The organism is Pseudomonas sp. TE3911 (assembly GCF_054062775.1).
This window is the reverse complement of sequence record NZ_JBSSFP010000001.1, coordinates 981238-1002549: the sequence shown is the minus strand read 5'-3', so window position 1 is coordinate 1002549 and position 21312 is coordinate 981238. Positions and strand designations below refer to the sequence as shown.

8 protein-coding genes are annotated in these 21312 nt (G+C 61.9%); 3 read left to right on the top strand and 5 right to left on the bottom strand.

From position 1 onward, the window contains the following. Positions 1-3: 3 nt before the first annotated feature. Complete coding sequence (locus tag ACVWXD_RS04570; RefSeq protein WP_457370716.1) at positions 4-1392, top strand: class II fumarate hydratase; 1389 nt, start codon at positions 4-6, stop codon at positions 1390-1392. Here the strand turns inward: ACVWXD_RS04570 and ACVWXD_RS04565 are convergent. The 4 genes from ACVWXD_RS04565 to ACVWXD_RS04550 all read right to left on the bottom strand — a co-directional run bounded on the left by ACVWXD_RS04565 (position 1389) and on the right by ACVWXD_RS04550 (position 12239). Beyond that, entirely contained in the window at positions 1389-2345 is a 957-nt protein-coding gene (locus ACVWXD_RS04565; RefSeq protein WP_032885947.1) for a DMT family transporter, read from the bottom strand. The two genes, ACVWXD_RS04570 and ACVWXD_RS04565, sit on opposite strands and share 4 nt — an antisense overlap. 112 nt (positions 2346-2457) lie before the next feature. Then, on the bottom strand, positions 2458-3642 hold the full coding sequence (locus tag ACVWXD_RS04560) for a thiolase family protein (RefSeq protein WP_181643217.1): 1185 nt from the start codon (positions 3640-3642) through the stop codon (positions 2458-2460). Positions 3643-5783: 2141 nt separating this feature from the next. Further along, entirely contained in the window at positions 5784-7298 is a 1515-nt protein-coding gene (gene pap / locus ACVWXD_RS04555; protein ID WP_032888070.1) for a polyphosphate:AMP phosphotransferase, read from the bottom strand. A gap of 102 nt (positions 7299-7400) precedes the next feature. Continuing rightward, positions 7401-12239, bottom strand: coding sequence for an NEL-type E3 ubiquitin ligase domain-containing protein (locus tag ACVWXD_RS04550; RefSeq protein WP_457370715.1), 4839 nt, complete (start codon positions 12237-12239; stop codon positions 7401-7403). A 208-nt stretch (positions 12240-12447) separates the two neighbouring features. Between ACVWXD_RS04550 and mnmC the strand changes: the two genes are divergently transcribed. Next, positions 12448-14445 (top strand): bifunctional tRNA (5-methylaminomethyl-2-thiouridine)(34)-methyltransferase MnmD/FAD-dependent 5-carboxymethylaminomethyl-2-thiouridine(34) oxidoreductase MnmC, encoded by a 1998-nt coding sequence (gene mnmC, locus ACVWXD_RS04545; RefSeq protein ID WP_401380500.1) that lies wholly within the window; start codon positions 12448-12450, stop codon positions 14443-14445. Between the two features lie 9 nt (positions 14446-14454). Here the strand turns inward: mnmC and ACVWXD_RS04540 are convergent, their stop codons facing one another. Beyond that, the gene (locus ACVWXD_RS04540) at positions 14455-19284 is read right to left on the bottom strand and encodes an NEL-type E3 ubiquitin ligase domain-containing protein (RefSeq protein ID WP_457370714.1); all 4830 of its coding nucleotides are present in this window, start codon (positions 19282-19284) and stop codon (positions 14455-14457) included. Positions 19285-19538: 254 nt separating this feature from the next. Between ACVWXD_RS04540 and ACVWXD_RS04535 the strand changes: the two genes are divergently transcribed. Further along, positions 19539-21311 (top strand): N-acetylglutaminylglutamine amidotransferase, encoded by a 1773-nt coding sequence (locus ACVWXD_RS04535; protein WP_457370713.1) that lies wholly within the window; start codon positions 19539-19541, stop codon positions 21309-21311. Position 21312: the final 1 nt, after the last annotated feature.

The following is a 21312-nucleotide window of genomic DNA, read 5'->3' as shown; positions in this document are numbered from 1 at the left end:
CCGATGAGCCGTATCGAAACCGACAGCCTGGGAGAAGTGCATGTCCCGGATGACGCTTACTGGGGCGCCCAGACCCAACGCTCGCTGGTGAATTTCGCCATCGGCGACCAGCGCATGCCCTTGCCGGTATTGCACGCCCTGACCCTGATCAAAAAGGCAGCCGCACGGGTCAACGACCGCAACGGCGACCTGCCCGCCGACATCGCCCGCCTGATCGAACAGGCCGCCGATGAAGTCCTCGCCGGCAACCATGACGACCAATTCCCATTAGTGGTGTGGCAGACCGGCAGCGGCACCCAGAGCAACATGAACGCCAATGAAGTGATCGCCGGCCGTGCCAACGAACTGGCAGGCAATCAACGCGGCGGCAAGAACCCGGTACACCCGAACGACCATGTGAACCGTTCCCAGAGTTCCAATGATTGCTTCCCGACGGCCATGAGCATTGCGGCGGTGCAGGCCGTCCATCAACGTTTGTTACCGGCGATCGCTACGCTTTCCGGCGGTCTGGCCGAGCAAGCCGCGCGGCATATGAAGCTGGTCAAGACCGGCCGCACGCACATGATGGACGCCACGCCGATCACGTTCGGCCAGGAACTCTCGGCGTTTATCGCCCAACTCGACTACGCCGAACGCGCCATCCGCAGTGCCCTGCCCCAAGTGTGTGAACTGGCCCAGGGCGGCACGGCCGTGGGCACCGGGCTCAATTCGCCCCATGGTTTTGGCGAGGCCATTGCAGCCGAGTTGGCAGCGCTCTCGGGGCTGCCATTCGTCACCGCACCGAACAAATTCGCCGCCCTCTCCGGCCATGAGCCGCTAGTGACGTTGCACGGCGCCCTGAAAACCCTGGCCGTGGCCCTGATGAAAATCGCCAACGACCTGCGCCTGCTCGGTTCCGGACCGCGCGCGGGGCTTGCGGAAGTGAAGCTGCCGGCCAACGAGCCGGGCAGTTCGATCATGCCGGGCAAGGTCAACCCGACGCAGTGCGAAGCGCTGTCGATGCTCGCCTGCCAAGTACTGGGCAACGACGTGACCATCGGTATCGCCGCGAGCCAGGGACACTTGCAGTTGAACGTGTACAAGCCGGTGATCATCCACAACCTGCTGGAGTCGATCCGCCTGCTCGCCGATGGCTGCAATAACTTTCAGGAGCATTGCATTGCCGGCCTGGAGCCCGACGCCGAGAAAATGGCCGAACACCTGGAGCGCGGACTGATGCTGGTGACGGCGCTCAACCCGCATATCGGCTACGACAAATCAGCAGAGATCGCCAAGAAAGCCTACGCCGAGGGGCTGACGCTACGGGAAGCCGCGCTGGAGTTGGGCTACCTCACTGACGAAGAGTTCGACCAGTGGGTACGCCCGGAAAATATGCTCGAAGCCGGGCATTAAGACGCCAAACGCAGCCGCCGGGCCTTGAGCCCGGCGAGCAACGACGGCGCCAGCGCGACAGTCGCCGACCCCAGCACCACCACCAGCGCCCCGGCATAGCCCAGGGCGTTGATCTCTTCGGCCTGCACGTAGTCCGGCCATAGCCAGGCCGCCAAGGCGACCGCCACAAAGGTCACCAGCGGCGTGAGCGCCAGGGTCGCACTCACCCGCGAGGCTTCCCAATGGGCCAGGGCTTCGGCAAACGCGCCGTAGGCCACCAGCGTATTCATGCAGCACGCCAACAGCAGCCAGCCTTGCAGCGGGCTCAGTTGCAGCGCTTCCAGCGGATGGGCCCAGGGCGTGAGCAACAAGGCGCAGGTGAGGTAGATCACCATCATGACTTGCAGCGAATTCCACACGGTCAGCAATTGCTTCTGACCCAGGGCATAGAACACCCAGATCGACGTAGCGAGCAGGATCGTCAGCACCCCGGCGGTGTAAGTGCCGAGGGACGTCAGCAATTCCTCCAGGCGCTGGTTGAAGAACAGGCCGAAGCCTGCGATCAAGACGACCAATCCCACCACTTGCCCGCGGCTGAAACGTTCCTTGAACACAAACACGCTGGCGATCATCAAAAAGATCGGCCCCATCTGCACGACCAACTGTGCGGTGCCGGGGCTGAGCGATTTCAGGCCCACCAGGTACAACACGTAGTTGCCCACCAGGCCGCATACCGCCATCGCCACCAGCCAACCGCCCTTGGGGCCGAGCACTTTGCGGCTGGGCAAACGCTTGGTGGCCGCAAGGTAGACGAACAGACAACCGCCGGCCACGGTCAGGCGAAACCAGGTGACGGTGATCGGGTCCATCACCTGCAGCACTTGCTTGAGTTTGATCGGCAGAATGCCCCAGAGGAACGCGGTCAGCAGGGTCAAGCCAAAGCCATAGACCCAGCGGCCGGAAGAGATGTGCATGAGTGCCCCAGAAGCCAGAGGAAGTGGAGACCGCATTCTAGAGGCAAGTGGACGAATTTGGATATGGCGCTGCTCACCTGTGGGAGGGGGCTTGCCCCCTCCCACATTTTGCTTAGCGAACGGCTTCGAACAGTCCGGTGGCGCCCATGCCGCCACCCACGCACATGGTGACGACGCCATAACGCAGGTTACGCCGTTGCAACTCACGCACCAGATGCCCCACTTGCCGCGAACCGGTCATGCCGAACGGGTGGCCGATGGAAATCGATCCGCCGTTGACGTTGTATTTGGCGTTGTCGATTTCCAGACGATTGCGCGCGTACAGGCACTGCGAGGCAAACGCTTCGTTGAGTTCCCACAGGTCGATATCCGCCACTTGCAAGCCACGCGCCTTGAGCAGCTTGGGCACTGAAAACACCGGACCGATGCCCATTTCGTCCGGCTCGCAGCCAGCCACAGTGAAGCCACGGAAAAACGCCTTGGGCTTGAGCCCCAGTTCCAGGGCTTTTTCCAGGCTCATCACCAGGGTCATCGAGGCGCCGTCGGACAGTTGCGACGAGTTACCCGCTGTCACCGAGCCGTCCTCGGCGAACACTGGTTTCAAGCCTTGCAGGCTCGCCAGGGTGGTGTCGGGGCGGTTGCAGTCGTCGCGATCGACCACGCCGTCGAGAATCTGCACCGCGCCGGTGTTTTTGTCCTCGACCTTGTACTTGACCGCCATCGGCACGATTTCGTCATTGAACAAACCATCGGCCTGGGCTTGGGCGGTACGTTGCTGGCTTTGCAGGGCGTAGAGATCCTGTTCTTCGCGGCTGACGTTGTAGCGGCGCGCGACGATTTCGGCGGTCTGGCCCATGGGGAAGTAAATGCCCGGTACTTGCTCTTTGAGCAGCGGGTTGATCAGGTTGTCGGTGTTGACGCTTTTCATGGTCAGACTGATGGACTCGACGCCACCGGCGACGATGATGTCGCTGCAGCCCGAGGCGATCTGGTTGGCAGCGATGGCAATCGCCTGTAAGCCCGATGAGCAGAAACGGTTGAGGGTCATGCCCGCCGTGCCAGTGCCCAGTTGCGACAGCACCGCCACGTTACGCCCGATGTTGTAGCCCTGGGCCCCCTCATTGGAGCCCGCGCCGACGATGCAATCTTCAACCGTCGCCGGGTCGATGCCGTTGCGGGTGAGCAGCGCGTTGACGCAATGAGCCGCCATGTCATCCGGACGGGTCTGGTTGAACTTGCCGCGAAAGGACTTGGCCAGGCCGGTTCGTACGCTGTCGACGATGACTACTTCACGCATGGGCTACCTCGATCTTATGGTTGTTGGGCGATGGATCGAGGATAGATCCAGGCCCAGGCAACCGCGATGATCATTCACCCGGCATATACAAAACCATGGCTGACTGAAGCAGTGGGACTTTGGGGTGGGACCGCTTCGCGCCCCGGCGCGGGGCAGGCCTGCTCACGACAAAAAGCAAAGTCACCACACACAGCCGGTTCCCCCCAAAAAGCACAGTCACCACAAAAACGCCTGCTCTCCTCAACCATCACGGGTGGGGTCGTTTGTTGAGGTGAACAGACTCTTTGCGGTGAGCCTATACCTGATGGCGAACACAACCTTTTTGTGGTGAGCAGGCTTGCCCTGCGCTGGGCTGCGAAGCGGCCCTAAAACCGGCCATTGGGTTCTGCCTGGAGAAACGCGGCGACTGGATTGGGGCCGCTTCGCGCCCCAGCGCAGGGCAAGCCTGCTCACTACAAAAAGCAAACTCACCACACACTGCTGGCGCACCACAAAAAGCAAAGTCACCACACACCACACACAGCCGGTTCACCACAAAAAGCACAGCCACCACAAAAACGCCTGCTCTCCTCAACTCGCACGAGTGGGGTCGATTGTTGAGGTGAACAGGCTCTTTGCGGTGAGCCTATACCTGATGGCGAACACAACCTTTTTGTGGTGAGCAGGCTTGCCCTGCGCTGGGCTGCGAAGCGGCCCTAAAACCGGCCATTGGGTTCTGCCTGGAGAAACGCGGCGACTGGATTGGGGCCGCTTCGCGCCCCAGCGCAGGGCAAGCCTGCTCACTACAAAAAGCGAACCCACCACACACAGCCGGTTCACCACAAAAAGCACAGCCACCACAAAAACGCCTGCTCTCCTCAAGCCGCACGGGTGGGGTCGTTTGTTGAGGTGAACAGACTCTTTGCGGTGAGCCTATACCTGATGGCGAACACAACCTTTGTGGTGAGCAGGCTTGCCCTGCGCTGGGCTGCGAAGCGGCCCTAAAACCGGCCATTGGGTTCTGCCTGGAGAAACGCGGCGACTGGATTGGGGCCGCTTCGCGCCTCAGCGCAGGACAAGCCTGCTCACTACAAAAAGCAAACTCACCACACACTGCTGGCGCACCACAAAAAGCAAAGTCACCACACACCACACACAGCCGGTTCACCACAAAAAGCACAGCCACCACAAAAACGCCTGCTCTCCTCAACTCGCACGAGTGGGGTCGATTGTTGAGGTGAATAGGCTCTTTGCGGTGAGCCTATACCTGATGGCGAACACAACCTTTCTGTGGTGAGCAGGCTTGCCCTGCGCTGGGCTGCGAAGCGGCCCTAAAACCGGCCATTGGGTTCTGCCTGGAGAAACGCGGCGACTGGATTGGGGCCGCTTCGCGCCCCAGCGCAGGGCAAGCCTGCTCACTACAAAAAACGAACCCACCACACACTGCTGGCGCACCACAAAAAGCAAAGTCACCACACACCACACACCACACACAGCCGGTTCACCACAAAAAGTACAGTCGCCACAAAAAAGCCTGCTCTCCTCAAGCCGCACGGGTGGGTTCGTTTGTTGAGGTGAACGGGCTGTTTGCGGTGAGCCTATACCTGAATGGCGAACACAACTTTTTTGTGGTGAGCAGGCTTGCCCTGCGCTGGGCTGCGAAGCGGCCCTAAAACCGGCCATTGGGTTCTGCCTGGAGAAACGCGGCGACTGGATTGGGGCCGCTTCGCGCCCCAGCGCAGGGCAAGCCTGCTCACTACAACAAGCGAACCCACCATACAAAGCCTGCTCACCACAAAAAGAAAACTCACCACACACAGCCGGTTCACCACAAAAAGCACAGCCACCACAAACACGCCTGCTCTCCTCAACCAGCACGAGTGGGGTCGTTTGTTGAGGTGAACAGGCTCTTTGCGTTGAGCCTATACCTGATGGCGAACACAACCTTTGTGGTGAGCAGGCTTGCCCTGCGCTGGGCTGCGAAGCGGCCCTAAAACCGGCCATTGGGTTCTGCCTGGAGAAACGCGGCGACTGGATTGGGGCCGCTTCGCGCCCCAGCGCAGGGCAAGCCTGCTCACTACAAAAAGCGAATCCACCACACACAGCCAGCTCACCAAAAAAAGTCTGCGCTCCCCAACCAGCACGGCGCGCAAACCACGTAGTTATTTCTTCTTCTTTTTATCGTGCTTGTCGGACTTGGCGAACGCTTCTTCTAAAGCAAGGTTAATCGTGCGAAGCACCTTGACCCGCGCCCAGCGCTTGTCATTGGCCTCCACCAGGGTCCAGGGCGAGATTTCGGTGCTGGTACGGTCAACCATATCGCCCACCGCAGCGCGGTAGTCGTCCCACTTGTCGCGGTTGCGCCAGTCGTCTTCGGTGATTTTGAAGCGTTTGAAAGGGATTTCCTCACGGGCCTGAAAGCGTTCCAGCTGCGTGTCCTTGTCAATCGCCAGCCAGAACTTGACCACGATCACGCCCGCATCACGCAGTTGTTCTTCAAAGTCATTGATCTCGCCATAGGCGCGCATCCAGTCCGCCGCAGAGCAGAAACCTTCGACTCGCTCCACCAGCACGCGGCCGTACCACGAGCGGTCGAACACGGTGAACATGCCGCGCGCCGGGATCTTCTGCCAGAACCGCCATAGGTACGGTTGGGCGCGTTCGTCCTCACTGGGCGCGGCAATCGGCACGATATGGTATTGGCGTGGGTCCAGCGCCGCTGCAACCCGGCGAATCGCGCCGCCCTTGCCCGCCGCATCATTGCCTTCGAACACCGTGATCAAGGCGTGCTTGCGCATGCGTTTGTCACGCATCAGGCCAGAGAATCGCGCTTGCTCGGTGATCAGTTGTTCTTCGTAATCGTCCTTGTCCAGATGCTGGCTCAAGTCGAGGCTGTCGAGCAGCCCCTTCTTATCCACCGACGGTATCAGCGGCGCGGGGTTCATGCCGCTGGCCTTGCCTTTGGGCAGTTTCAACGCGGTTTGCATGCCTTCGAGCAGTAGCTTGCCCACGGTGAGGCTGCGGTAATTGCTGTCGACACCTTCGATCACATGCCACGGCGCGTAGTCGCGGCTGGTGCGACGCAGCACCCGCTCGCCAAAGTGCACGAACTTGTCGTAGGTCTGTGATTGCTGCCAGTCCAGCGGGCTGATGCGCCAACTGTGCAGTGGGTCGTCGGCCAAGGCCTTTAGCCGCGCCTTCATCTGTTTCTTGGAAAGGTGAAACCAGAATTTGAAGATCAGCGCACCTTCATCACAGAGCATTTTTTCCAGGCGCTCGGCACCGGCGATGGCCTGATCGAGACGCGCGTCCTTTATCTGCCCATGTACGCGGCCTTGCAGCATCTGGCTGTACCAGTTGCCGAAAAAGACACCCATGCGGCCCTTGGCGGGCAACTGCCGCCAGTACCGCCAGGCCGGCGGGCGGGCCAGTTCCTCATCGGTTTGCTGATCGAAGGTACGGACTTCGATCAGGCGCGGGTCCATCCACTCATTGAGCAGCTTGACGGTCTCGCCTTTGCCAGCACCTTCGACGCCATTAATCAGGATGATCACCGGGAAGCGCTTTTGCTGTTGCAGCTCGTACTGCACTTCCAACAACGCTTCACGCAGGGCCGGCACTTCGGCGTCGTAGGTGTCTTTGTCGACGGCGTGACCAATTTCTGCGGATTCGAACATGGGCAACTCCCTTCCAAGATCAATCAAGACTAGCGGATTGGGCTGCACCACGGGCAAGCAATTGAATAGCGCTTGCCATGGATCAATCAGCAACCCTGCCGGCTAGTCTTCAGGTAGATGGCAGATATCCAGGTCCTGATACTTCATCATCTGCTGGGTCAGCCGCTCCATCACCTCGTTGATCGCCTGCCTGCGCGGCGCGCGCAGGCCTTCCATTTGTGCCAGGTATTCACCATCGGTGAGGTTCTGACTGTTCTCGAAGAGCGCCTGCTGTTGACTGTCAAACGGCTCGGCAGCGCGCCTGAACGTCTCGGGAAACTGCTGTTTGAGATGGGCCTTCCAGAACGAGAGCTGGGCAATAAACCGCAAAAATACCGGCGACAGCTCGGCAATGAGGACTTGCTCATGCGCCCGCTCCAGGTTCTCGCTGGTCAAGTCAGCCAATGACCCGTAGCGCATGTGCTTGGGTTGCCCCGGCAACTGCAGGATCTTCGCCAAACCGACCCGATACGCCAGGCTGACCTCCAGCGGGTCTTCGCTGGCATGTTCGGCGGCGTAAGTGGCGGCAATCTTTTCCAGCTCACTGAGGCGAAACAAGCCGCGCCCCAGGGTCAGCAGCACCCCGGAGTTGCCTTGCCCACGGCCGGCCTGGCGCGTGGCGTTCGCCACGGCCTTGAGCACTTCGACCTGGCTGAAAATCTCTGTCGCGCCATCGACACAGTTCGCCGGATGGGCTACCAGTTGAAACACCTGCTCGCGTAACTCGACGCTGTCATGGGTCGCCTGCAGGACCTCCCAGACACGCCGGGTCATGTCCTCACGCACGTAACGGCTGTCGGCGGCGCCGGAGAGTTGCGCCAACAACGTCATCAGCGGCACCGATTCCGGATCGTCGCGCAGGTTGGCCCAGATCGCCCGCTTGCCGGCATCGGCGGCCGCTACCTCGTCCGGCAGCCAGGTCCGCCTGGCCTTCAACTCGGTGAAACGTGACTGATCGTCCTCCACATAGCCCATGCCAATGCCCACTGCATCGCGGTAGCGAATCAGCGCCGTCATTGTCGTCGAGGACAATGGGTTGCCACCCAGATTGATCGCCTGGCTGTACCTGCGTGTCGACGCAAACAACCAGTCGGGCAATACCGTGATCCAGTTGCTGCGCAGGTCGACCTGTTCCAGATGGGCCAGGCGTGCGATCCCGACGGGCAGGTCCACCAGCCTGGCGTCCTGCAGTAACAGGGTTTGCAAATCGCGCATGTTACTCACGTCCAGATGCGCCTCGATGGGGTTGTGGCTCAGGTCCAACAAACGCAGCGTGTGCATATCAGCCAGTTTTCGCTGGGTATACGTCGTCAGCGCCAGTTGATTGTGGGGCAAGGACAAACTGGTCAGTTCGGGCATCCGCGAGAGGTATTCCGGGAGCCGGCTCAGGCGGTTGCGGTCCAGGTTAAGGCGCCGCAGCCCCTTGAAGCACTTGAGGAAATACGCCACATCATCGCCCAGACGCATGTTTTTCAGGGACAGTTGCCGAACATGGTCAAAGCGGATTTCGGGGGGCAGGTTCGGCAATGCGCCCACGCGCATGCCATCCAATATCAGCCCCGGCACGGGCACTTGTTGATCGTCGAGGACAAAGCTCTGGCGGCGCCAGCAGGCTTCAATCCGCTCGGCCACTTGCTGGCGGCTCTCGCGGACATCCCCCATGCCCGGCTGCGCCGCCAGGTCGCCGACGTTGCTCTTCCAGTGTTTGAGGACCGTGCGCAGGCGTTCCAGGTCAGCCTGCAGACGGGCAACGGCCTTGGCTTGGGCCAGGGCATCCGTCCCCAGGCTGCGCAACAACTCTGCTGCCTGTACGTCACTGAACAGCGGATAGATTTTGCGCACCTTGCGCACCAGAGGCGAAGCGAGCGGCAGCGGGCTGGTCGGAGAGTCCGCCATGCGGCAGGAGACCTCCTGTTCAAGTGGCTCGCCAGCCTTGTCGGAAAACGCTTCGCCCGCCACCACACGCTCGCTCTGCGCGCGGGCCGCCACCCTGCGGCGCAGCCTCCATCCACCTTCGCTCGGGTTCAGCGGCAGTTCCAGGGCGCTGCGCTGGGTGTCCGAGAGCGTTTGTATAATCGCCTCGAACAGCCCGTCGGAACCGGCCTGGGTCGGCCCCATACTGGCGCCGTTGGCGTCGAACGGCGCAAAGCCCGCCGCCGAACTGACCACCACTCGACGTACGCTCGCGCCCTCCCTCGCGCCCAGGGCCAACAGTGACCCGGTGGGCGAATCCTGGCGCAATTCCAGTTGCAACGCGCTATCCCAACCTTCGACGCGCGGCAGCATGCGCACCGCCACACACTGGGTGTCGAGACCGGCCAACTCCGGCTGCTCGAAACCGGCCAAAGCACGATCCAGGCGCTGTGTCTCCGCGCTCAAGCGCACCGCTTCTGCCAGGGCCATTGGCACACGCTGAGTGTCACGCAGGGCTTGACGCTCAACGGAGGACGCCTGGGCCATCAGCTCGCGCATCACGCGGGTGGGCAGTTGCGGGCAGGCCTGACGCAGCGGCGCCCACTCCTCGGGCACTGGCCCGTCGTAGGCCTGATACAACTGTTCAAACAACGGTCTTCGATCAGCCTTGAGCTGTGCGAGCAATTGACGCGCCAACGCCGCGTGCTCCTCATTGGCGGACACGCCTTCACCCAACAGTCCGACCTTTTGTTGCGTATCCAGGCCTGACAGCAACACGTCAAACACCTGCCCTTCACCCACGGCCTGCTCGCTGAGGCGCAATGCCTGAGACGCCTCAAACGGGCCGGCGGCGGGATAACGCGCCGTGACGCCACCTTGAGCATTCAGCACCTCAAAATAACGACCTTGGGGCCAACCCGGTAGCAGCGGCAACGCGTGCATTTGCGCGGTCGCACTTTGCCCATTGCGGTACCCCCCGCGCTCCAACAGCCACACCAGGTCGCGTATCGACTGCTCCAACCGGAAACGCTCATACAGATCACGAAAGCGCGCCGCAAAGGGCAGGCATTCCTGCGCCAGGTGATACCCCCAGCGGTGGGGCTTGTCGATGATGTCGTTAACCAGCCGCAGCTTGCGCGAGTCCAATGCGGGGTGACGACTGCTCGGCTCCAGGCGGGAAAACAAATAGTCCTGATCTTCCCACTCCTCGGGATCTTCGAATGAAAAACGCCAGGCCCCCTCACCGTTGTGCAGCATCACCGGACGATAGGCCGTCTGCCGCGTACGGTGGCTGGCTCGCCACAGTCCCTGCTGCGGCTCATAGGTCACCTGATGCAGGTTGTCGCCGACTTTGACGTATGAGCGAGCGCCCACCTGGTAGAGGCCTTGCGCGTCGGCAGCCACGTCGTCGATCAGGTGATGATCGTGGGAATACTGTCCGATGTCAGGCCGCCACAACCGTGGCTGCCCATCCCTCGAACGCACCGCTTCCAACGTTTTGAAGTAACCGGCATAGCTTTGTCGGGTGCGCTTGAAGACCTTGCCCACCACCTTGGCCCCCGCAGCGAACAACACCATTGACGTGATGTCCTGCGCCACGGCCACCAACTGTCCGAGCGCCTCCTCCTTGTCGCCACGGCGCCAGTCCTCGATACCGTCGTACACCTCGCCGAGCATCTGTCCCACCGCCACGCTGGTCATCAACAGGCCCAATGCCGGGACTATAAAACCAGCAAGGTTGAGCAACGTCAGCCCGGCGTCCAGATACTCCTGCAGACGCTGTTTGCGCACCTGCTCGTCGACATCCACCACCGGGACCGCCAGGGTGCGGGCGTCTATTTGCAATTTGCCCGCATAGGTCGCAAAAAAGTGCTGCGCCAGGCTAGTGGTGATGGCCCTGGCCGCCAACACGCCCAAGGTACGGTGCTGGTCAAAACGGCTGAAAAAACCGACTCGGTCTATTTCGCCCAGGTAACGCGCAAAGAACGTGCGGTAGGTGCTGACTTCCAGCTTCAAGTCCAGGTAGACCTTGAAATCGTTGAGCGATGGGTACTCAAAAAACGGTCGCCCCGGCTCATTGGGCATGTACACCACACAGGGCTCCTGCGGGTAATCGGCAATTGGCCAGCCGGAAAACACCAGCACGCTCCACAGGCAGCAATCCAGCGCATTCAAGCCTTGCCAGATGACCTGGCGCCCTTGAAACAACAGACCCCTGGCCTGCTCAGGATCCATCTTCCGATCCAGCAGTGTGCATAACAGGTCATAGGTCTCGCGGGTGATATCGCCACGCATGCAGGCAATGTGCGCGTCGATTTTCACATCCAGGGTTTTCATCCAACCGATGTCGAGCGCTACACCATTGAGGTAGGCGTTATCTCCCGGCGCGCCAGCGTCAAGGTTGAACACGTCACTGATGTGCTGCTGATACAAGCCGCCTACATCAAGGTCGCGACAGCCCTTGGCAAATGCCTGCACGGAGACGGGGATCACCCCACGTGAGGCTGAGCCGAATTGCAGCCGCGACTGCTGTGGAAAATGCGCCTCTTGCGTCTCGTCCTCGGTAAAGTTCTGCAGGGCCATGTGCAGCAGGGTCTGCTGTTCCAGCTTGATGGTCCTGACATAATCCAGCGGCAGGACTTCTTTCTGGTATTCATAGAAGGCCCGCACGAACAGGTCCTTCTGCGGTTCAATCGTGACCTGCCAGTGCTTCTGGCAGTAAGCCTTCAATTGCGCACTGCAAAACTCATCCAGGGAGCGTAATGGGAGCAAGCGTCCGGCGACTGCGGCCCTGGCCTCATCAATCTGCGCCGCGTCCCGTTCCAGTGTCTCCAGTACACCTTTGGGGGCGTTTATCATCCAGCCCGGCAGGCGCTTTTGCAGGACCTCGGCCTTGGGCAGGTCGCTGGTGATTTCCAGTAGCGCGGCTTGCAACTGGCGCTGCGTCAATTGGGTGCATGTCTTGGTCAAATCATCCTGGTCCGGCATCTGCAATATCCCTTATTGCCCATTAATCAGTCATTCACCATACCCCGACGCAAGCCTTTGAATTTACGCAGATAGTTGATCGTTACCCGGACCGATTCGGGCATTTTTTGCATGCAAGTATCAGCGGGCTACCACCACCGCCCAGCGCGGATCGGTAGCCACCGCCACGATCGGCTAGAATGGCCGCCTTGCCTTTGCCGAGTTGCCCATGAACCCCGTATCGCCACATGCCCAACTTGACTGGGACGACCAGGGACGCCCGCGTTCGCGGGTCTTCGACGACGTGTACTTCTCCGATCAGTCGGGCCTGGACGAAACCCGTTATGTGTTCCTTGAACAGAACCACCTGCAACAGCGCTTTGCCGCGCTTCCCGTGGGCGGACGATTGGTGATTGGCGAGACCGGCTTTGGTACCGGGTTGAATTTCCTGTGTGCCTGGCAGTTGTTTGATCAGCACGCCGTGTCCGGCGCCCGCCTGCACTTTGTCAGCGTGGAGAAGTACCCCCTGAGCCACGCCGACCTGCAACGTGCTCTGGCCCTGTGGCCAGAACTCAAGCCCTGGGCCGAGCAGTTGCTGGCGCAGTATGTCGCCATCCACCAGGGCTTCCAGCGTCTGGTGCTGGACAATGGCCGCGTCACCCTGACCCTGTTGATCGGTGATGCTCTGGAGCAGCTACCGCAACTGGATGCGCAGATCGACGCGTGGTTTCTCGACGGTTTCGCCCCGGCGAAAAACCCCGACATGTGGACCGCCGAGCTGTTTGCCGAGCTGGCACGCCTGGCCGCGCCGGGTTCGACCATCAGCACCTTCACCAGCACCGGCTGGGTGCGGCGCCTGATCAACGCCGCCGGGTTCAAGATGAAGCGCACGCCGGGGATTGGCCACAAGTGGGAAATCCTGCGCGGCGAGTTCCTTGGCTGGCCGGCGGAGACACCCGCGCCGGCTGCCATCAAACCCTGGTTCGCGCGACCACCTGCATTTAACGGCGAGCGCCGCGCCCTGGTGATCGGCGGCGGCCTCGCCGGTTGCGCCAGCGCGGCCAGCCTGGCGGCGCGCGGCTGGCAGGTCAGCCTGCTGGAACGCCACGCCGGCTTGGCCGAAGAGGCATCGGGCAACCCGCAAGGCGTGCTGTACCTCAAGCTATCGGCCCACGGCACAGCGTTGTCGCAGATGATCGTCAGTGGCTTCGGCCACACCCGGCGCCTGTTGGAGCAGTTGCAACGCGGGGTGGATTGGGACGGCTGCGGCGTGCTGCAACTGGCCTTCAATGCCAAGGAAGCCGAACGCCAGGCGCAATTGGCGCAGGCGTTTGCACCAGACCTGCTGCATCTGCTGGACAAGGATCAGGCCCAGGTCCGGGCCGGCATCGTGCTGCAAACCGGCGGGCTGTTTTTCCCTGAAGGTGGCTGGGTGCATCCGCCCGCACTGTGCCAGTGGCAAGCCACACAACCGGGTGTTGAGTTGCTGGCCCATCGTGACGTACTGCAACTGCGCAAAGTCGACGACCACTGGCAGGCCTGGGACGGTGAAACCCTGCTGGCCAGCGCGCCGGTGGTGGTGCTGGCGGGCGCCGCCGATGTCACGCGGTTTGCCGCCTGTGCGGAGCTGCCACTCAAACGCATCCGCGGGCAGATCACGCGCCTGCCGCAAACCGCCGCCAGCGCAGCGCTGAGCAGCGTGGTGTGCGCCGAAGGCTACGTGGCACCGGCTCGCCTGGGCGAACATACCCTGGGCGCCAGCTTTGATTTCAAAAGCCAGGACCTCACGCCCACCGCCGCCGAGCACGCGGGCAACCTGGCGCTGCTGCACGAGATCTCCCCAGACCTGGTACAGCGCCTGCACGCCGACGCCCTCCCGGCCGAGGACCTTGAGGGTCGCGCCGCCTTCCGCTGCACCAGCCCCGACTACCTGCCGATTGTCGGCCCGCTGGCAGACAGCGCACCGTTCGCCGACACCTATGCCGCGCTGCGCAAGGATGCCCGCCACGTGCCGCAGGCGCCGTGCCCGTGGCTCGACGGCCTGTACGTCAACAGCGGCCACGGTTCGCGCGGGTTGATTACCGCACCGCTATGCGGCGAGCTGCTCGCCGCCTGGCTGCACGACGAACCGCTGCCACTACCGCGCAGCGTGGCCGAGGCGTGTCACCCCAATCGCTTCGCGGTGCGCGCGCTGGTGCGCAGCAACGTGAACACGCCCGCGCGCTGATCGCCGCCGCTACAGCGGCGCCAGCGTGCACACCGGGCTCGCGTCCTCCGATTGCAGCGCCTCGCGGGTCAGGCGCTCCAGTTCGGTCCTTTCGGCTTGTTGCTGCTCGCGCAGGATTTCGTCCATGCGGTCACGGTACTCGCCGTCGGCCAGGCTGGTGCTGCGCTCAAACACGTCGAGCATGCGCTGGTCGAACGGCTCGTTCATGCTTTCGAACGCGTGCTCGAAAGAGCGTTTGAGGTAACGCACCCAGAACGGCAGATCCATCAGAAAGCTCAGCAGTTCAGGCGACAGTTCGTCGGCCTTGACCTGCACCTCCGCCGAGTTCAATGCCTGTGGCGTGACCCCGGCCAGGCGCGAAAACCGCATATGGCGCGGTTGCCCCGGCAAATAAAACCGATCAACCAGCCCGGTCCGGTACGCGAGGCTGACTTCCAGCGGGTCCGTGCCGGGGTGCTGCGCACTGTGCACGCGGGCCATGCGTTCAAGGCGGTCCAGCCGAAACAGGCCACGGCCCAGGCGCAACAGCCATTTGGAATCGAGGATGCCGTTTTCCACCTGTTGCGAGGCCTCGTGGATTTCCACGATCACTTCCAGGTCGCTGAAACTCACCGCGGCGGCGTCGTCGCAATTCAATGGGGTGGCGGCGCGCTCGAAGATCTCCGCGCGCAAGCGCGTGTCGTCACCGGCGGCCTGCAGCACGCGCCAGACCCTGCGCGTCATGTCTTCACGCACATTCATGGAGTCCGCCGTGCCACCCAGCTCCGAGAGCAGCTTGAACAGGCCATCCGAACGCGGTTCATCCCTGAGGCCCTGCCAGGTGGAGATGCTGCGCGAATCGCGCGGCAAGCGCTCGTTCAGCCACAATTCGCGGGCTTTCTGCTCGTTGAGGCGGGTGATGTCGTCTTCCAGGTAGCCCATGCCAACGCCGACACTGTTGCGATACTTGAGCAGCAGTTCACGGCTGCGCTGGCCCAGGGGGTTGTGTCGCAGGTTAATGACTTCGCCCACCCTCCGAGGGGCAGTGAACAGCCAGTCGGGCAACGCCACGATATCGTTCTCACGCAGATCGACATGTTCCAGGTAGGGAATCCCCAGCAGCCCGCCCGGCATCTCCTTCAACCGGCAATTGCGCAGCGCGAGGGTGCGCAGCTCTAACATCCGGTTAATCGGCGGCGGGTCCACCAGAGGGTTGTTGTTCAGATTGAGCAGCCTGAGGTTCTTGAGGTTGCCGAGTTTGGCGTGGGTATGTTCGGTCAATTGCAGGCGGTTGTTATCCAGGTACAACACCTGGAGTTGGGGCATGTGCGACAGCACTTCGGGCAAGCGCGTGATTTGGTTGCCGGTGAGTTCCACAGTTCGAGCCTGCTTGAAGTGCTTGAGGAAATACGCCACCTCGTCGCCCAGCTCCATGTGGTTCAACGACACCCACTGGACATGATCAAAGTTGGCCCCGGGCGGCAAGGTAGGCAACGTGCCCAATGCCATGCCATCGAGCATCAGGCCGGGCACCCGCACGCCAATGACGCCTTCGGGCAACATTGAAGCGTACTGCCAGCTGCGCTCAATCGCCTGCAAGGCTTGCAGACGACTGAGACGATAGTCCGCCGAGGTGTACGCCGAAGTCGATTCGACCCGCTCACTGGCCCAGACTTTCAAGGTGCGATGCAGGTGTTCAAATTGCACTTCCAAGGCTTTGACCGCCTGGGCGCGGGACAGGTGATCAGTGCCCAGCCCTTGCAGGAATGTCGCGATGCGCGAATCGTCGAACAACGGGTAGAGCCTGCGGACCCGGCGCACTAGAGCGGAGGGAAATTCAGGCGGCTCCGTCCCTAGGGCCTGGACGCAGGACGCCGGCAGCTCGCTGGGCACTGCCCGCTCGGGCCAGACAAGCCGCGTGACCGGCTTGCGCGCCTTCTGCGCTTGGGCAATCACGCGAAAACGCAACTGGCTGGGGGTCTGCACATCCATATCCAACAAGTCGCGGGCAGGCACGGCATCGCAAATGGCGTGGTAAAGACCTTCGCGGCCCTGACTCATGGGACCCAGCGGCGCACCCTGAGCATCAAATGCGCGGTAGTTTTCACCGACCTTGACCAGCGTGCGCCGAGTCTCGGCGGCATCACTTCCCGCCTCGGCCAGCGGCCGCCCCACCAGGCTGGCGTCGCGCAGTTGCAGGCGCAGCGTCGCCGGCCAGCGTTCCAGGCTCGGGACCAGGCCGAAGACCACGCGCAGCGTCGCTTCGTTGGCGAGCTCGGGCAGATACAAGCCCAACAACGCCTGATCTTCGGTCAGCGTGTCCAGTGTCTGGCGCGCCTGCTGGGCCACTCGCAGCGGCACCCGCCCGGTCTGGCGCAGATGCAAGCGATCGGCCGCCGAGGCCTGGTCCATGATTTCCCACGCCAAGCGCCGTGGCAGCTGGGGGAAATGGCCCTTGAGCAAACCATGATCGGTCTGATCGATGACCTCGCCATACTGGTACAGCGCTTCGTAAATGTGGCGGTGGCTGTAAGCGAGGGCCGCCAACAAGCGCTGCTTCATCACGTCCTGCTCTGCGCCAGCCTCTACCGCGCCACCCAACAGAAACGCCTTGTCGTCCTTGTCGAACGCGGCCAGCGCCGTCGACATTATTTCGCCGGCCCTCATCTGTTGCTCGGTAATGTGAATACTCATGTCTTCGTAGTCGAACGGCGCCGTGTCGGGGTAGCGCTCGATCAGGTTGCCGTCCTTGTCCAGCACCTCGAAAAACCGCCCCTGGGGCCAGCCCTTCATGAGCGGTAGAGCCAGTAACTGCGCTTGGGCGGTAGCGCGGTCGAGCGGCGCATCGTGCTCCATCTGCCAGCGCAGATCGCGGACTTTCTGGTTCTGCCGGAAGCGCACCACGCAGTCACGAAAACGCTCCGACAGTGTGCGGTTTTGCCGAACCAGTTGCTGCAAGTGCGCAAGCCGGGTGTCAGTGATGGCCGTGATGTCTTGCAAGTGCCCAGTCGGCAGCGCCTCAAGACTTGGGTCGAGGCGCTGCAAAATATAGTCGGGATCGTCCCACGGCTGCGCGTGCTCAAACGTGAACTGCCAACCGCCTTGGTGGTTATGCCGCAGCAAGGGTCGATAGGCATCGGCACGCTTCGGATGCCGGGCGCGCCAGGCACCAAACTGGTCATCGTAGGCAACGGAATAGAACCCGCCGTCGACCTTCACAAAGGATTGGCCATAGGCCTGATACACACCTTTGGCATTCGCCGGAACGCCTTTGAGCTCCAGCGACTGACGGTATGGCGTCTTGTTGTTGCGCCACAGGCGCACGCGGTCGTCCGCGAGCTTGACGGCTTCCATCTGGTCAAAAAACTCCGGGGAGTTTTTCAGTGCGCGCCGAGCCGCGCCCACCACCTTGGCTCCCGCGGCAAACAGCGCCATGGAGGCAATGTTCTGCGCGACGTTGATCAGGTGCTCAAGGGCCTGGGCGTTGTCATGGTGCGACCAGTCCTCGACGCCCTCGAACACCTCGCCCAGCAACTGCCCCACCGCCACCCCCATCATCAGTTGCCCCAGCACCGGCACCACCAGCCCGGCGAGGTTAAGCAAGGTCAAACCGGCATCCAGATAATTCTGTAGACGCTGTTGGCGCGCGTCCTCGTCGACCTGCGCGACCGGCACCGCCAGTACGACTGCATCCAGTTGCAGCTTGCCGACGCAGCTGTTGAAAAAGAACTCGGTCAGGTTGCCGGTGGCTGGCAAGAGCGCCATCGGCTCCAGGGATTTATTGCGATCAAACTGCTCGAAAAAACTGAAGCGCTCCGACTCGTCCAAGTAGCGCGTAAAGCTGTTGCGATAGCTCGTCACTTGCAGTTTCAGGGTCAGGTAGGTGGTGAAGTCCTGCCACGTCGGGTATTCGAACACGGGCCGCACCGGTTCGTTGGGCATATACACCACCACCGGACCCACGAGTGCGTTGCCGGGCGAATCGCCGCGAAACACCAGCGCGTTCCAGATGCACGCATTGCGAATGTTCAGGCCGTGCCATACCAGCGAGCGCCCATCGAACAATAAATGGCTGAGCTCGCTGGCCGGCCTGGCGCTGCTGATCACCTGCAACAGCAGGCGGTAGGTCGACTCGCTGATGTCACCTTTGGCACAGGCGATGTGCAGGTCGACGTTCATGTCACTGCAACGGGATTGGCCGATGTCCTCGACCGCCGGGTTGTAGCCGCGTCCAAGCGCCACCACGCCCTCACCCGGCTGCGGCAGATTGAACACATTGCGCAGGTAAGCCTGATAGGCCCCGCCCAGGTCGAGTTCGCGGCAGTAACCGGCAAACTCATGGGCCTTGAGGCCCTTCAGCACCTGGCGCCGGGGCCCGAACCGAATCTGCGCAGTGCGTGGCAGCCCATCGGGTTCGGCGCGTTCCTGCGGGAAATTCTGCATCGCCGCCTGCAACAGACTGTGTTGCTCAACGTGCGCGGTGCTGATCACCAAACCGCCCAGATCAGGGCTGACGCCGCTGATCGTGCGCCGGGGGATTTCCAGCAGGTCGTACTCGACGTCCAGATAGCTGAAGCCCTCGCCGGCCAGAAAGGTCTTGAGCCGCTCCCTGCAAAAGGCATCGAGCGGCGTCAGTTTCTTCAGTAGCCGGGCCGCGCGTTCACGGGCACGGCGGCCTTGGCTGTAGCTTTCGTCGATGGCGCTGAGCAATTCCGGCGAGGTCTTGAGCATCCAGGTCGGCAGGGTGTCGTGCAGCACCTGGGCCTTGTCCAGGTCGCCGCTCAGATCCAGGAGTGCGCCCAGCAATTGATCCTGGGTCAAAGGCTCGGTGGCTTGAGCCAGGGTTTGGGGGTGTGTCATCGGCAAGCGTCCTTGAGGTAGCGAATGAGGACTGCCGACACTAAACCGGCGATGTCGGACAAAAGCGGTATAAAAACCCCGCTTGCTGCGCTGCGGTTTTGCGTAGGCGCCTGGCTGATGCGCGACCTACGGCCTTTTGCCTTATAACAGATTGATCTAAAACTCCGCCGATGCACCCCGGTCAGTTTCTGGGTACCCGCCATTTGTGCGCGGTGACCTTTTCTCTCCCCAACGGAAAAACCGGTAAGGAATTTATGTGCGGATTAGCTGGCGAGTTACGTTTCGATCACCAACCTGCCGACCTGGCAGCGGTGGAGCGAATCACCCATCACTTGGCGCCACGCGGCCCTGACGCGTGGGGCTTCCATGCCCAAGGGCCGATTGCCCTGGGCCATCGACGCCTGAAAATCATGGACCTGTCGGACGGCTCCGCCCAACCGATGGTCGACGCCCAATTGGGCCTGTCCCTGGCGTTCAACGGCGCGATTTATAACTTTCCGGAATTGCGTGAAGAGCTGGAAGCCCTTGGCTACGCCTTCTATTCCGGTGGTGACACCGAAGTGCTGCTCAAGGGTTACCACGCCTGGGGCGAAGCGCTGTTGCCCAAGCTCAATGGCATGTTCGCCTTCGCCATCTGGGAACGCGACGCCCAGCGCCTGTTCATCGCCCGTGACCGTCTCGGCGTAAAACCCCTGTACCTGTCGCGCACCGGTCAACGCCTGCGCTTTGCCTCAGCATTGCCGGCGCTGCTCAAGGGCGGCGATATCAACCCGATCCTCGATCCGGTAGCGCTTAATCACTACCTGAACTTCCACGCCGTGGTGCCTGCGCCGCGCACCTTGCTGGCAGGCATCGAAAAACTGCCGCCAGCGAGCTGGATGCGCATCGACGCCAATGGCAACACCGAACAGAAAACCTGGTGGACGCTGCCATACGGTCCCCATGAGGACGAGAAAAACCTCACGCTGGAAGACTGGACCGACCGCGTACTCGACAGCACCCGCGAAGCCGTGGCGATCCGTCAACGTGCTGCCGTGGATGTCGGCGTATTGCTCTCCGGCGGTGTGGATTCAAGCATGCTCGTTGGCCTGCTGCGCGAAGTCGGCGTGCAGGATCTGTCGACCTTCTCCATCGGTTTTGAAGACGCCGGTGGCGAGGCCGGCAACGAGTTCCAATACTCCGACCTGATCGCCAAGCACTACGGCACCCGTCATCACCAGTTGCGCATCGCCGAAAGCGAGATCATCGATCAACTCCCGGCCGCCTTCCGCGCCATGAGTGAACCGATGGTCAGCCACGACTGTATCGCCTTCTATCTGCTGTCGCGGGAAGTGGCCAAGCATTGCAAAGTGGTGCAGAGCGGCCAGGGCGCCGACGAACTGTTCGCCGGTTACCACTGGTACCCGCACGTCGACGGCGCCAGCGACCCGTATGCCGCCTACCGCGAGGCGTTCTTCGACCGCAGCTACGACGACTATGCCGCCACCGTCGCACCCAAATGGCTGACCGCCAACGACGCCGCCGGCGACTTCGTACGCGAACATTTCGCCATGCCCGGCGCCGATGCGTCGGTGGACAAGGCTTTGCGCCTGGACAGCACGGTGATGCTGGTGGACGACCCGGTCAAACGCGTCGACAACATGACCATGGCCTGGGGCCTCGAAGCGCGCACGCCGTTCTTGGATTACCGACTGGTGGAACTGTCGGCACGCGTGCCGGGCAAGTTCAAGTTGCCCGACGGCGGCAAGCAAGTGCTCAAAGAGGCCGCACGCCGGGTGATTCCGAGCGAAGTCATCGACCGCAAGAAAGGTTACTTCCCGGTGCCCGGCCTCAAGCATCTGCAAGGCGACACCCTCAACTGGGTGCGTGAATTGCTGCTGGACCCGAGCCAGGATCGCGGCCTGTTCAACCCGGCCATGCTTGACCGCTTGCTGACCGACCCCCAAGGCCAATTGACCCCGTTGCGCGGCTCCAAGCTGTGGCAATTGGCAGCGCTGAACCTGTGGCTCAGCGAACAAGGAATCTGAT

Coding starts and splice junctions, on each gene's coding strand:
- ACVWXD_RS04550 (WP_457370715.1), bottom strand. CDS start 12,239: ATGCCGGACCAGGATGATTTGACCAAGACATGCACCCAATTGACGCAG.
- ACVWXD_RS04535 (WP_457370713.1), top strand. CDS start 19,539: ATGTGCGGATTAGCTGGCGAGTTACGTTTCGATCACCAACCTGCCGAC.
- pap (WP_032888070.1), bottom strand. CDS start 7,298: ATGTTCGAATCCGCAGAAATTGGTCACGCCGTCGACAAAGACACCTAC.
- mnmC (WP_401380500.1), top strand. CDS start 12,448: ATGAACCCCGTATCGCCACATGCCCAACTTGACTGGGACGACCAGGGA.
- ACVWXD_RS04540 (WP_457370714.1), bottom strand. CDS start 19,284: ATGACACACCCCCAAACCCTGGCTCAAGCCACCGAGCCTTTGACCCAG.
- ACVWXD_RS04560 (WP_181643217.1), bottom strand. CDS start 3,642: ATGCGTGAAGTAGTCATCGTCGACAGCGTACGAACCGGCCTGGCCAAG.
- ACVWXD_RS04570 (WP_457370716.1), top strand. CDS start 4: ATGAGCCGTATCGAAACCGACAGCCTGGGAGAAGTGCATGTCCCGGAT.
- ACVWXD_RS04565 (WP_032885947.1), bottom strand. CDS start 2,345: ATGCACATCTCTTCCGGCCGCTGGGTCTATGGCTTTGGCTTGACCCTG.